This is a genomic window from Nostoc sp. UHCC 0252 (genome assembly GCF_034931145.1).
In the GTDB taxonomy this organism is placed as follows: Bacteria; Cyanobacteriota; Cyanobacteriia; order Cyanobacteriales; family Nostocaceae; genus Nostoc.
The window spans coordinates 42,208-55,407 of the sequence record NZ_JAYGHE010000055.1 but is presented as its reverse complement, the minus strand read 5'-3'; the positions used below and the strand labels follow the sequence as shown (position 1 = coordinate 55,407).

Below are 13,200 nucleotides of genomic sequence, written 5' to 3'. Positions count from 1 at the left end.
ATCTTGAATAATTTTAAATAATAATTTATCTAATATCTCTACATTAGAAATTTTCGTAACCTCTTGTTCCTTAATAGATTCAGTAAATGAGTTATCTACAACAGATATTGGCTTTTCATTTTCTCGTTGATTTAAATTATTAGATTCAATATTTATCTCGCATCTTTCTTGAAATGAAGTTGCAACATCCACTAAACTGTTTAATCGAGCATTAATTGATTCCTGTTCAGGTTTAACTAAATCTTGAATTGGGTCAACTGCTTTTTCAAAAGATAAAACTTCTGTTGCCATTGACAAAGAATAATGAGTTAATTTGCCTGTATTCCGGTTGTCTATATGCAAATTTTGTCCTTGTCTACGTACCCAATAGACAATTAATCCTTGATTTTGGAGTTCGTTACAAAGATGGTTTAAAATTCCATCGCTAGAACAGACTAATATTTCTTTAACTGTTGGATAAGATCGTAATATACAAGCACCAAATGCAATCATTTTTGCATCAGCACTATTTTTACCTTCAGGCACATGGACAAGTTGATAGCCACGGTTATATAGTTCAATATCTTGCTTGCCAATGCTTTGATTTCTCCAGTTAGCGAATGCCATTTTAACTTGGAGAGGATATTCACAAAGACTGGCTAAAAACAATTCTGAATTAATATCTAGTTTTAAGTTTTCTGCATCCAAAAGTAAAATAGATATTCCTGTTTCTAACTTATGTTTAATTTCATTCTTTTGCTGAATTTTTAAGAGCAATTGGCTGTACACAGAAGATTCTAAGCAATCAGAATCAGGCAATAATATAGTTTGCAGCAGTTCTTCAGCTAATTTAAAATTAAAAGAGCCAAGACCTTTGTTTGTGATTTTTTCTTCTGGTAGGTTTTTTACTAAAGAAACTTTTGCCGCATCAGTCATAGATACTTTAGTATGTCCATTGCTGTTAGCAAACAACTCACCTTCTAGGGAACGAGGTAATGAAGGCTCAAAGAATTGTTTGCCGCAATTTTTGCAGAGGTAATTATGCTGGTCATTGTGACGACCATTTTTATAATATGAAGTAGATTCGCACAGAGGACATTTCATCTTATGATTCAGGTGGTCTAGGCAGATACTTCTCTTTAAGTATATAGTATAAAAAAAGACTGTCAATGTCAGTCTGCATTGCCCAACACAAGAAAAATTCAAAGCAAGCAGAAATTAGATTCAACCTTAATTTCCGCTCACACCATGTCATAGCCTTGTCAATAGCTAGAATTAAAGAAACATCTCAACCGACGCGGGCAAAAATATAGTCGCGGGTGCGAGAATCCACAGGGTTAGTAAAAATTTTATTTGTAGTCCCAAATTCAACCATTTGAGTAATCCGATTTTCATTACTATAAAAGAAAGCCGTAAAATCGGATAGGCGAGTAACTTGCTGCATATTGTGAGTCACAATTACAATTGTTAACTCAGAACGTAGGTTGTGGATCAAATGCTCAATTTTCATGCTGCCATTAGGATCAAGACCTGAACAAGGTTCATCCATCAACAGAACATTTGGTTTGACTGCTAAAGCACGGGCAATACATAATCTTTGTTGTTGACCACCAGAAAGTTCTAAAGCAGGTTTGTGCAGCTTATTTTTCACTTCATCCCAAAGTTCAGCAGCTTTGACGGCAGACTCAACAATCCTATCTAATTCTACTTTCGGATGCCATCCAACTAATTTCACCCCATAAGCAACATTATCGTAAATGCTCATAGGGAAAAGATTTGGCTTGGGAAAAATCATACTAACTTGGCGACGCAAGCGATTGATGTTGACACGACGCTCATAAATACTTTGTCCATAAAATTCTACTCTTCCTTCGACCTTTACATCTGCTTCTTCTAATTCACTCATGCGATTTAACGATTTAAGAAAAGTAGACTTGCCACAACCACTAGAACCAATAATTGTCGTGACTTGGTTTTGGTAAATATCCATTGACACGCCTTCAACTATCTTTTGAGCGTCGTAATAGAAGCTGAAGTTTTTGACTCTGATGGCTGGAATTAGTTTACTCATATTCCCAAAACAGTGAAACAAAACTTAATTAAGTAAAACAGTACAAATCAACGCAGCTGTTTCACTATGTTACCCCTAAAAGGAGATATTCATAGAAATTACGTAGTTATACAGTAGTCATGCAGCAGATAAACTGCTACTCGATATTTATATTAAAGCTATATTCCAAAATTTATCTCTTATAAACTTTTTATACCCCTCTTCTCTGCCTTTACTTACATGCCATCCTTTCTTATGAAAAAGGATTTGGTCTAGTTCGATTTAAAAAAGAATTTGAGATTTTACCCAAGCGTTGGGTAGTAGAAAGAACTTTTGGTTGGCTCAACCAGTACCATCGTCTTAGCAAGGATTACGAGCATCTTCCAGAAATGAGTGAAGCTGCTATATATGCTGTTATGACTCGGATCATGCTGCGTCGTCTTGTCGTCTAAAGATTTACTTTATAAATGGTCTCTAAGAATAGTAAGTTGGTTTGAAGCAAATATTTGTTACGCAGTCACCTTTAACCATCCAAAAATATCACCTACCGTCAACTGTAACCCCTGACAAAATTCTGGCACTGGTAAAACAGACTCAATTTCCTCAAAAGGTAAAGGTTGTTGTCCCGCAGGATAAGCAGCAATGAACCGCTCATCAGGGTCAATTAACCAACCCATTTGAGTTCCGTGATTGAGGGCATGTAAGATTTTTTTTGTAACTTTTGTATGGCTTTGTTCGGGGGAGAGAATTTCAATTATCCAGTCGGGTGCTGCGGCAAATGTATTGGCAATATCACCATTCTCGTCTACAGGAAGCCTTGTCCAAGAGAATACAGCAACATCGGGAACTATAGAACGTCCTGCAAAAGTGCAACGTAATTCTGGAAAAGCCCAACCCATTTTTTTGACTTTGATAACAGAATTGATTGTGGGACAAAGTTCTCCTTGAATAGTGCTATGTTTTCCTTGAGGCATAGGTTTTGGAATGATTTTACCGTCAATGTATTCGCAATATGGTTTGGTTTCTGGTAATGCAAGAAACTCTTCTAAACTCAATATTTTGTTTGATGTTTTTACCATAATTATCCTAGCTTTAACTTATGAGGATTTTTGACATAGTTGATGTTTACCTTATTATAAAAAGTTTTTCAGTTTTCCAATTCGCCAACACCTAAATTATTTCATGTTTGCTTGCGGCTACAATACATTACCAAAAGTATAAATAATCCTATCCCTGCCAAATATTTAATTGCATCAGGCACACTGGGGTTAGGCGAAAAGAAGCCTTCGATCACACCAGCAATCATCAACATTGGTACAATCCCAAATACTAGCTGCACCGCCTGAGAACCGTAAAATTTTAGTGCATCTCCACGGCGATATTTACCAGGAAATAAAATTGCTCTTGCTAATAAAAATCCTGCACCCCCAGCAAAAAAGATCGCGGGTAATTCTAAGGAACCATGCGGAAACACAAAAGCCCAAAAAGGATAAGCCAGATTATTTTGACCAACTAAAGTACCAATAGCACCAATCAATAAGCCATTAAAAATCATCAAATAGGCTGTGTATAGTCCGACTGTGATGCCACCAGCAACAGCGCCAAAAGAAACGGACAAATTATTGATCGTAATACCACTAGATGCTAGAGGTTCAACGCCAACAATTGAACCCATCCATAATTTATGCTCATCTCGCACTTTGGTAATCAAACTTTCAGGTACAATCAAAGCCATAAAGCTGGGGTTTTGCCAGGAATACCACCAAGCCACTAGTGCCCCCAGTAGGAACAGTGCCGTTGCAATAGCAATGTATATAAAGGTTTTCTGGACTACAGATGGTAATCCCCATCGGTAAAATTCTAGGATTGCCTGCCATTCCTGTCGCCGCGAACCTTGGTAAATCTGCGTATAGGCACGAGTTGTTAAAGATTGTAAACTTTGTATCAAAGTATTGCCGATTTGCTGGGTACGGGCACGAGCCAAATCTGCCGCTACTGAACGATATAAACTCGCTAACTCTCTAATCTCTGCCGCTTGTAGAGACTTTAGACCTTTTTTTTCTATCTGCTTTAATAAGGCATCCAGACGCTGCCAATTTGGTTCTCGTCGCGCAATCCAACGTTGAATATTCATGAATTTTGGGAACACTGAGTTTAACTTAGCTTAAGATAGCTTCAAATTAATCTCCGTAGTTTCAAGGGAATTTATCATTATGTCTGAAAACTTTGGATCTTCAGGTCAGATACAACCACTGAGTGTAGGGAATGTTGTCAGTGCTGCGGTGCGATTGTATCGTTCTCATCTGAAGACTTATCTGAAACTAGCTGCGATCGCGCACTTGTGGATTATAGTTCCGATCTATGGCTGGGCAAAATATGCAGCGATCTCTGGACTAATTTCACGCTTGGCTTTTGGAGAATTAATTTACCAACCTGAAAGTGTCCACGATGCCAGCAGCCATGTTAATCCCCGTCTGTGGTCATTTTTAAGAGTTGGTTTTCAAGTAAGTATATCTTTGCTGGTAGTTTATTTAGGATTGGCGATCGCAGGTGGTCTTCTGTCTGCTGCGTTGGTAGCGCTATTAGGAACGATATTAGGTGCTGCTGGTGTTATAGTCACAACCACATTGGCAATAATTTTAATGGTAATTGTTTTGGTTTTGGGACTAACCTGGTTCTACTCGCGTTGGATAGTAGCTGAGGTACCGCTAGCAGTTGAAGAAAATATTAATGGTGGCGAAAGTGTTTCTAGAAGTTGGGAATTAACTAAAGCCTCAGTACTTCGCATTCAAGGCGTTGTTTTAGTTGCTTTTTTCGTTACACTGCCATTACTGTTTGTATTAAACTATATACCTAGCTTATTCCTCTTAAAGCTTGAGCAAGGTTCTATTATCTACGGAATTGTGTATTTCATTTCTTGGGTGGGCAGCTTAGTAGGGGGAGTTTTAGTAATGCCATTCTGGCAAGCGTTGAAAGCTGTTTTATACTTAGACTTGCGGACTCGGCGTGAGGGTCTAGGTTTGCAGTTACGACAACCTCCCACACAAGATTTTCGTTAGCTCAACACTTTAATCCAACTCTATATAATTTTCAATTGATTAAAATATGCGCTTTTTTAATCGCATCACATTCCAAACTCCAGAAAGTGTAGAGTTGGAATTTACTTTAGCGGGAATTGGGAATCGAGCTTTGGCACTGCTGATTGACTATACTGTGTTGGGTGTAACTTTAGTTCTGTTTGTCCTTACCTGGGCTGTTTTCTCCACGCAGCTGATCAATTTTATTGAAGCTACATTTACGAAGTTGCCAAGTTTAGATATTTGGTTATTAGCAATCTTCTTCTTTATCGTCTTTGCAATTTACATTAGCTATTTTGTATTTTTTGAAACCTTATGGTTTGGGCAAACCCCTGGTAAACGGGTCGTTAAAATTCGCGTGGTTCGAGATGATGGCAGACTCATCGGGCTACAACAAGCAGCTCTACGTGCCCTACTACGACCTTTTGATGAGACTTTGTTTATTGGCGCTTTTTTAATTATGTTGGGTAGTCGAGAAAAGCGCTTAGGTGATTTGGCTGCTGGCACAATTGTAATTCAAACCGAAACACCCACTACATCCGCGACACTGACAATTTCAGAACAGGCAAAGGTACTTCACGAGCAGTTAATCCAAAACGCTGATTTATCGCAGTTATTGCCCGATGATTTTGCTGTTATTCGTGAGTATTTGCAGCGACGAACTACAATGTCATTAAAGGCAAAAGCCTCACTATCTCTAAAGTTAGCCGAGCAAGTAGTAGCTATTATTAATTTAGATAATTTGCCCGAAGCTGTGACACCTGATGTCTTTTTAGAAGCTGTTTATCTCGTTTATAAACAACCGAAATTTTAGGCTAGAGATTTTATTTAGACTAATAAATCATAATCAGTAGTCAGTTGCCAGCGAGTATAAACTACTGACGACTAACTACTAACTAATGACTCAGTAAGAATTCAGTCCTTCTGAATTCAGAATAGTTAAAGAATCAGGAGAACATTTGATGAATAAATATACTAATTATTCTAGATTCCTGATAGAATCTGGCTCCTGACTCCTGGGTGCTGAATTCTTACACGACTTAAAAATCTAAAATCGGCCAGTTTGGTTCACGATAATAGTGTGTCATGTTGTCAAATTTTCGCAATTCGACACGATTAATCGAAAATTCTGGCAAATTAAACAGCCATTTGTCATTCAATTGAGAAAGATTTGTGCTAAAGCTTGTGCGGTCTAAATCAGATGAAACCTCCCCAAAATAGGCTAGTGTAACATGGGCTGTAAAATGATAATGCTGCTCAATACCCAAGGCAATTAACTTGGGATTTTGATAAATTGTTCGGCGAAATTTAATAATTTCCTCGTAGCAGCTTTCATCTTGGGGCACTAAACAAACAGCTATAGCTCTTGGCATCAGTATTAGTCCCAGCATTTGCCATTTAATCGGATGACTCCTGTTTGTCATCAATTGTTGATATTGCTGAAACGTTTCCGCTAAACAAGAGGGTAGCTCTTTGTCAAAATTGGGATTTTTTTCGCGGGCATCCAGGTAAGCATTGTCCCAAATTAAATCCGCTAAAGTTAGATGGAAGCTAGCAGGAGGTAGAGGTACAATCAAATTACGGTTTACAGGCAACTGCAAAAGTTCCTGTTGGTAACTCTGTAATTTGGCATAAAAAGCAGAGTTTTCTGATTCTTCTCCTGCTGGTGGGGTAATTAAGGTATAGCCAGGAAAAGACGCTGCTTGTCTCAAGCCAGAATGTGGCTGAAATTTAGAAGATTCCTGAATATGCTGGGCTTGGGATCTGTAGGCTTCTGGCAGCGTCAGTCGTGCTAACCGATTTAAGTAAGTTTGATAGTTGTCGTCCAATCTTCATAGCCTCACGCTCTCACTTGATAGATTTTAGGGAAAATTACCCCGATTAACAGAATGATTTCAAAAGTATTTAGTTTTGGGAGTGGGGAGGAAGCAGGGGAGCAGGGAGCAGGGAGCAGGGAGCAGGGGGAAATGAGGGAGATGAGGGGAAATTATTAAATAAGTTTCTTCCTTGTCTCTTCCCATGCCCCATTCCCCATTCCCCATATACTAAGAGGTTTATCTATGCCACTTTATTTTTACTGGGGTGAGGATGATTTTGCGATAGAAAAGGCGATTGCTGTGCTGCGCGATCGCGTCCTCGATCCCAATTGGATCAGTTTTAATTACACTGCATTCACCCCAGATCAAGCTGATGCTGCTATCCAAGGGTTAAATCAGGTTATGACACCTACTTTTGGCGCTGGTGGGCGCTTGGTATGGCTGATCAATACAACTTTGTGTCAGCACTGTCCAGAGAATGTCTTAGCGGAACTGGTGCGATCGCTATCTGTGATTCCTGAAAACTCATTTTTATTACTCACCAGCCGCAATAAGCCTGATGAACGCCTCAAATCCACAAAATTGTTAAAACAATTTGCTACCGAATTCCGAGAATTTCCCCTTATTCCCCCTTGGAAAACAGAATTACTGGTGCAATCTGTTAATCAAGCAGCCCAGACTGTGGGTGTAAAACTGACTGCCAATACTGCCCAGTTGTTAGCAGAGTCCGTGGGAAATGATACACGATTACTCTACAATGAGATAGAAAAATTACGGTTATATGCCCACGGTAGCAACAAGCCTTTAGACGTAGATACCGTCACAAAGTTAGTAAGAAATACTACTCAAAACAGCTTACAATTAGCAGCAGCAATCAGAACAGGAGATACAGCGAAAGCTTTGACAACCTTGGCAGATATGATTAATGCTTCCGAGCCGGGATTACGGATAGTTGCTACATTGATTGGACAATTTCGCACTTGGCTATGGGTGAAGATTATGATAGAAAGTGGTGAGCGCAACCAACAAGCGATCGCTATTGCTGCTGATATCGGTAATCCTAAACGGCTCTACTTCTTACAGCAAGAAATCAAGCTGCTTTCTGTGCAACAACTAATTTCTTGCTTACCTCTACTATTGGAGTTAGAAGTTAGCCTCAAGCAAGGAGCATCAGAAATGTCAACATTCCAGACTAAAGTCATCGAACTTTGTCAAGTATGCCGAGGGAGTTGACAATCAAATATAAAAGCTGATGTACTCAAAAGTTGCTGGAACTTCCTACTCGGAAAATAATTCAAATTTCTTATAATATCCCTGATGTAGTTTTGTGTCACACACTATATGAAGAAAATTTCTGATTTCCTTTCCCGATATAACCGAAAGCGAAGCCTTTACCAATCATTCTTTTTCGGCGCGATTGTTACTACAAGTGTGATTTCCAACTCTTTTTTATTGAGTTCAAAAGCTTATGGTCAAGCTTCGGCACCAATAGCTAACAATAGTCAAATAAACAGTTATGCTCAAGCCGTGCTAGCAATGGAACCAGCACGTCAAAATGCCTTTGAAGAAATTAAAAAACTTATTGGCAATGGAGAAATTCCTAAAATTGTTTGTAACGACTCTAACAGCATAAATGGTCTTCCTAGAAAGGCTCAAGATATCGCAGTAAATTACTGTAATCGCTCTCAAAAAATTGTCCAAGATAATGGTTTGAGCATCGATCAGTTTAACAGAATTACTATAGAACTACAAAATAACGATATCTTAAAACAGCAGGTTTACAATACCTTATTACGTCTGCAAAAAAGTCCTGATTCTCCCTAACTCCAACTTAGATTCAAAATCCCCAATTCCCTCTAAGTCCGTCCAGTCAGCCTACTGTAGCTAATTCATCGGACTACTTAGAAATGGTAGCTTAACTGTAAACGTTGCTCCTTGCTCTTTGCCTGGACTATTTACATAGATAGTACCGCCATGTAATTCTACTAAATGGCGCACGAGCGCTAATCCTACTCCTAATCCACCATAGGTTCTAGTGCTAGAACTGTCAGCTTGACGAAACCGATCAAAGACGTAAGGGAGAAAGTCAGAACTGATACCAATGCCTGTATCAATCACCTGAATTTGAGCATATTTATCTGTGATGTCTTTTTCTTCACTAGTTACCAATGACAATTGCACCTCTACCCGTCCACCTGTGGGTGTAAATTTGATGGCATTAGATAGCAGATTCCAGATGATTTGCTGCAAACGCTCGAAATCACCGGAAACTAAGAATTGGGATTTGTCGCCAAGTTTGCTGTCCTCTGAATGTTGATTGCTTTGGGATTGTGTTTCTGAAGATTCCAGATTTTCGGTATTGAGTTCTGATCTTTCTTTTGAGGGAATGATGGAAAATCTTAAATCGATTTTCTTAGATTGGGCGGCCAGGGTAACAGTCTCTAGACTCGACTCAATTATCGGAACCAAATTACAAATACGGACATTGAGGCGTAACTTACCTCTAATCATCCGCGATATATCTAGCAAGTCTTCAATTAGTTGGGTTTGGGCTTTGGCATTGCGTTCAATTGTCTCCGTAGCCCTAGCCATTTGGCTTTCACTCAGCTTGCTTCGTTGCAGGAGTTGCGCCCAGCCCATAATTGCATTGAGAGGCGATCGCAATTCGTGAGACAATATCCCCAGAAACTCATCTTTCATCCGGTTTGCCTCTTGCAACTGCTCAGTTTGTTTTTGCAAAGAAGCAATTAAGCTAGACCGTTCCATTGCGATCGCTATTTGGTCACATACTGCTTGCATCATCCCCTTTTGATTGTCGGTAAAGCTTAACCGAGTCCGGCTGCCAAAAGAGAGAGTACCTAACAACCGTCCTTGGGCAATCAACGGATAACCATAATAAGCAGTAATACTTAAAGAACGAAGCACTTCTGCTTTTGGATCAGTTGATTGCTGCACATTCTCTAGAGCTATCGCATAACGATTCTGGGCTACAGTACCGCAAATTCCTTCACCATAAGCCAACGATTCGATTTCCTTTGCCAGTTCTTGGGAAATACCGCCGTAAGACTCTAATCGCATTATCTGGGAGTTATCCTCAACCAAATAATTAAAATAAACTTCTATTCCAATTTGCTCTTTTAGTTGGCGGTAGACGCTATCGATTAGTAATACTGGTTCTTGGCTTGATAGTAAATCGTTAGCTGTGTCGAATAGTAGTTTTAGCCTTTTGTAACTTAATGAGAGTGCTTTTTGTGCAGCCTTGAGGTTGCTAATTTCTTGGAACACCAAGATACAGGTAGCCGGATGACCGTGCATTGCTGGCAATGTATCAGCAAATATCAGTAAAGAGCGTACACCACCAGGAGTGTGCCAATCTACCTCCAAACCATTGAGACGTTCGCCAAGGGCAACCCGCACCCCTGGCATAAGTTCATTAGGAATGCGATCGCCTGCCGCATTTGTGTAGTGGTAAACTGTGTGATAATCTTCTGCTGCTACACCTTTCGGAAATTCGCCCCCAGCTAATTCATTCGCAGAGCGATTGGCAAAAGTTACCCGCGCCGTTCCTGGTTCAATAAACAGCAACGGTCTTGGCATCAGATTTAGTACATCCTCCAGCCATTTTTGCTGATTTAGAACTGCTTCCTCTGCCTGTTTGCGCTCCGTAATATCTAAAAATGCACCAACGCTTCCTCTAGTTTTACCCTCTTCGTCAAACAGGGGTGCAACATACTCCAACAGGTTGACAATTTTGCCATTTTCGTGGACTATATCAACTTCAAAATCCAGAACTTCGACACCATGAGTAGCAGAATATTGCATTGGGAGTTCTTCTGCTGAAAGTTCTCTTCCTTCTTGGTAGATTTTAAAGCTTGTTGGTTTTTCGTCACTAGGAGCGCTGAGGGAGGCATTAGTATCTGGCGATATCCCCAACTGCTTCGCAAAAGCAGGGTTTACCTTGATATTTTGGCATTGTGGATCTTCAGCAATGCCAATTCCAATGGGAATTACTTCTAACAAAGTTTGTAACTCACTAATGCGACGCTGTAGATCCTTGTTTAGTTGTAAGATTTTTTCTTTAGCCTGTTTTTGTTCGCTGATATTGCGAGTTACAGTTGCTAAGGCAATTGGCTGGCCTGTGTTGTCTTTAAGAGTGAAGATATTGTAATCAACTGGTATTGGTTGACCTGTTTGGAGGTGTCGGAAGCAGAATTCTCCCTGCCAGCGCCCAAGGGATAGTACATTCGGCAGTATATACTTTTGAAAGTAGGCTTTGTCTTTGGGCATGAAGTAATCTAATACTGTTTTTTGCCTTACTTCGTCAAGGTTTGCAAGACCTACCAGCTTTTGACCCGCATCATTTATGTAGAGTAATTGACCCTCAAGGGTGGCGATGCCGATAAAGTCTGAGCTATTTTCTACCAGCGATGCTAATTTTTGTTGCTCTGCTTCTGCAAGCTTACGTTCGCTTAAGTCGAGGATAAACGCTACTAACTCCTCCCGTTTTTCTCCTATCAACACGTAACCAACCAAAACCGGGATGCGGCTACCATCCTTACGAATACATTCTTTCTCGTATGGTGTACAAGCAGCGTTAGTATTTCCTTGGGCTTCAGCCACACCTTGCAAATCCAAGTATAAATACTCTGGTGGTGTGATATTGCTCCAACTTAAACCTGCTAACAAATCCTCCTGGGTGTAACCAATCATCCTGAGAAATTCGTCGTTTGCCTGCTGGATACCGCCATACACATCGCCAAACAGAATGCCAATAACGTTAGAATCGACAAAACTCCCTAGTTTGGCTTCGTAAGTTCTCAGTGCTTCCTGAGCAAGATCGCGTTGATTGCTGAGACGTTCGATAACCCTAGCACTTTTCCAAATCAAAATAGTAAAAATTACCATCAAGACGATCGCAAATACCGATACTGCAAAAGCCGGATCGTATTGTTGTGCGCGTTGACTTTCAACAATTACCCACCCCAATATAAAAGGTACTGCGATCGCGGCAATTAATAAACGACGCGCAATTAAGCCACTATAAGTATCACTTGTAACTACCTTCATTAATCCCTGTTCTGCCCGCGCCCACAGAATCCCTATACTTAGTAAGATGAACAACACTACCGTCTGTAAAGACATTGATGTTGTGTAAGGGGTAAGCCCGTAAAGAACTTTTACTTTGTAGGCATAGCCCATGAGCGCCTGAAAGGAAATTAAAGTAGCGATCAGAGCAACAATTTGACCATACCAATAACTGCGGTGGTTTTTTGGATTAATCAGAATTTCTAGGGCGAGGCTGACCAGTATAAAGTTGACTGCTGTATTCACTCCCATTTGCCCTGGATGCAATGTCGCTGTACTAGTTGGCGAATTACGAAACACTAGCTCGTCAATGGTTAAATTCCAGCCAAATAGATATTGACATAATGTGAGTGCAGCAATTGTGGTAGCTGCTATTACAGATAAATTAGCAATTAGAAGAGTAGGAGAGAAAGAACTATGGGGGGAATTTTGAATTGTTCTGTTACTCTTGCTGCCTCCTCGTTGCGAAAATAGCCACAGCGAGATACCACACAACACGAAACACAGCGCTGTGTTGACTTTCATGGCAGGACTACCAGGAAAGCCGCGCTTTAGAACTTCAATGCCAAGACACCAGCCAACTAATACCAGACTGCCAACAAAAACAGCGATCGCACTTGCGACTTTTGCCACGAGTGAATTTGCAGGAATTTTGATATCTTGCAGCCGCAAGCGGTTAATATTTAACATTTAGTGTTCTCTAACCGCATCTATCTAGCGTAGTAAATTTCCGTATTTCTTACGGTTTAATCATTTATGTCCTTCGTATTTTAGGCTAGCCCTTGACTGGCTTTTCATCTACCTCTATGCATATTTTTCTTGTAAAATTTAGAGTATAAATAATCGTCAGTCAAAAAACCGCCTTTGTGAGTGTTTCAAAATCTCGAAGGATGTCCTTTAGATCAACCCATTGGTTCACAAATTGTATAGGAGCGATCGCACTACTACAGACATACTATTCTGATGCAGATATAGCATTTGTGAAATATTTTTCTCTTTGCTGTCATTAGTCATTAGTTATTTGTGCTTTGTAATTACAAATGACTAAGGACGACCATAACAAGTCGAATGGACAAACAGCCTATTTTGGTATTGTCAATCTCGTAAATATACGGGAACTTCTGGCTCTAAGTTATGGTCACTTTATGTCACCTTGAATAGCAAGGAGGCTCCGACCATAAACGATTAAGCT

The 13,200-nt window shown here is 39.9% G+C and carries 10 protein-coding genes and 1 pseudogene; 5 read left to right on the top strand and 6 right to left on the bottom strand.

The window, feature by feature from the left end; genetic code table 11:
- Positions 1-1,083: transposase-like zinc-binding domain-containing protein (locus VB732_RS25300; protein WP_323233643.1), on the bottom strand; the 1,083-nt coding region annotated here is incomplete at its 3' end.
- Positions 1,084-1,267: 184 nt separating this feature from the next.
- Positions 1,268-2,050 (bottom strand): phosphate ABC transporter ATP-binding protein, encoded by a 783-nt coding sequence (locus tag VB732_RS25295; RefSeq protein WP_323233642.1) that lies wholly within the window; start codon positions 2,048-2,050, stop codon positions 1,268-1,270.
- Positions 2,051-2,316: 266 nt separating this feature from the next.
- Here VB732_RS25295 and VB732_RS25290 point away from each other — a divergent pair.
- Positions 2,317-2,481, top strand: a pseudogene (locus tag VB732_RS25290) (transposase); the annotation flags it as partial.
- Positions 2,482-2,538: 57 nt separating this feature from the next.
- Here the strand turns inward: VB732_RS25290 and VB732_RS25285 are convergent.
- Both VB732_RS25285 and VB732_RS25280 read right to left on the bottom strand, forming a co-directional pair.
- Positions 2,539-3,108, bottom strand: a complete 570-nt coding sequence (locus VB732_RS25285) for a Uma2 family endonuclease (RefSeq protein WP_323233641.1) — start codon at positions 3,106-3,108, stop codon at positions 2,539-2,541.
- Positions 3,109-3,209: 101 nt separating this feature from the next.
- Complete coding sequence (locus VB732_RS25280; protein ID WP_323233640.1) at positions 3,210-4,163, bottom strand: stage II sporulation protein M; 954 nt, start codon at positions 4,161-4,163, stop codon at positions 3,210-3,212.
- Positions 4,164-4,242: 79 nt separating this feature from the next.
- On the opposite strand from VB732_RS25280, the gene VB732_RS25275 reads away from it, so the two are divergent.
- Positions 4,243-5,088: a hypothetical protein gene (locus VB732_RS25275; protein ID WP_323233639.1), complete on the top strand. Its 846-nt coding sequence runs from the start codon at positions 4,243-4,245 to the stop codon at positions 5,086-5,088.
- Positions 5,089-5,134: 46 nt separating this feature from the next.
- The gene (locus tag VB732_RS25270; RefSeq protein ID WP_323233638.1) at positions 5,135-5,920 is read left to right on the top strand and encodes an RDD family protein; all 786 of its coding nucleotides are present in this window, start codon (positions 5,135-5,137) and stop codon (positions 5,918-5,920) included.
- Positions 5,921-6,146: 226 nt separating this feature from the next.
- Here VB732_RS25270 and VB732_RS25265 read toward each other — a convergent pair whose 3' ends face one another.
- On the bottom strand, positions 6,147-6,935 hold the full coding sequence (locus VB732_RS25265; RefSeq protein WP_323233637.1) for a DUF1868 domain-containing protein: 789 nt from the start codon (positions 6,933-6,935) through the stop codon (positions 6,147-6,149).
- Between the two features lie 231 nt (positions 6,936-7,166).
- Here VB732_RS25265 and holA point away from each other — a divergent pair, with 231 nt between their 5' ends.
- Both holA and VB732_RS25255 read left to right on the top strand, forming a co-directional pair.
- Positions 7,167-8,156 carry a DNA polymerase III subunit delta gene (holA, locus tag VB732_RS25260; protein WP_323233636.1) on the top strand — a complete coding sequence of 330 codons (990 nt, stop codon included), beginning with the start codon at positions 7,167-7,169 and terminating at the stop codon, positions 8,154-8,156.
- A gap of 108 nt (positions 8,157-8,264) precedes the next feature.
- Positions 8,265-8,747: a DUF4168 domain-containing protein gene (locus tag VB732_RS25255; RefSeq protein WP_323233635.1), complete on the top strand. Its 483-nt coding sequence runs from the start codon at positions 8,265-8,267 to the stop codon at positions 8,745-8,747.
- Between the two features lie 60 nt (positions 8,748-8,807).
- Here VB732_RS25255 and VB732_RS25250 read toward each other — a convergent pair whose 3' ends face one another.
- Positions 8,808-12,698 carry a PAS domain S-box protein gene (locus VB732_RS25250; protein ID WP_323233634.1) on the bottom strand — a complete coding sequence of 1,297 codons (3,891 nt, stop codon included), beginning with the start codon at positions 12,696-12,698 and terminating at the stop codon, positions 8,808-8,810.
- Positions 12,699-13,200: the final 502 nt, after the last annotated feature.

What these genes read in the sequence shown, in the direction of transcription:
- VB732_RS25295 (WP_323233642.1), bottom strand. Translation starts at nt 2,050, where the DNA reads ATGAGTAAACTAATTCCAGCCATCAGAGTCAAAAACTTCAGCTTCTAT.
- VB732_RS25285 (WP_323233641.1), bottom strand. Translation starts at nt 3,108, where the DNA reads ATGGTAAAAACATCAAACAAAATATTGAGTTTAGAAGAGTTTCTTGCA.
- VB732_RS25280 (WP_323233640.1), bottom strand. Translation starts at nt 4,163, where the DNA reads ATGAATATTCAACGTTGGATTGCGCGACGAGAACCAAATTGGCAGCGT.
- VB732_RS25275 (WP_323233639.1), top strand. Translation starts at nt 4,243, where the DNA reads ATGTCTGAAAACTTTGGATCTTCAGGTCAGATACAACCACTGAGTGTA.
- VB732_RS25270 (WP_323233638.1), top strand. Translation starts at nt 5,135, where the DNA reads ATGCGCTTTTTTAATCGCATCACATTCCAAACTCCAGAAAGTGTAGAG.
- holA (WP_323233636.1), top strand. Translation starts at nt 7,167, where the DNA reads ATGCCACTTTATTTTTACTGGGGTGAGGATGATTTTGCGATAGAAAAG.
- VB732_RS25255 (WP_323233635.1), top strand. Translation starts at nt 8,265, where the DNA reads ATGAAGAAAATTTCTGATTTCCTTTCCCGATATAACCGAAAGCGAAGC.
- VB732_RS25250 (WP_323233634.1), bottom strand. Translation starts at nt 12,698, where the DNA reads ATGTTAAATATTAACCGCTTGCGGCTGCAAGATATCAAAATTCCTGCA.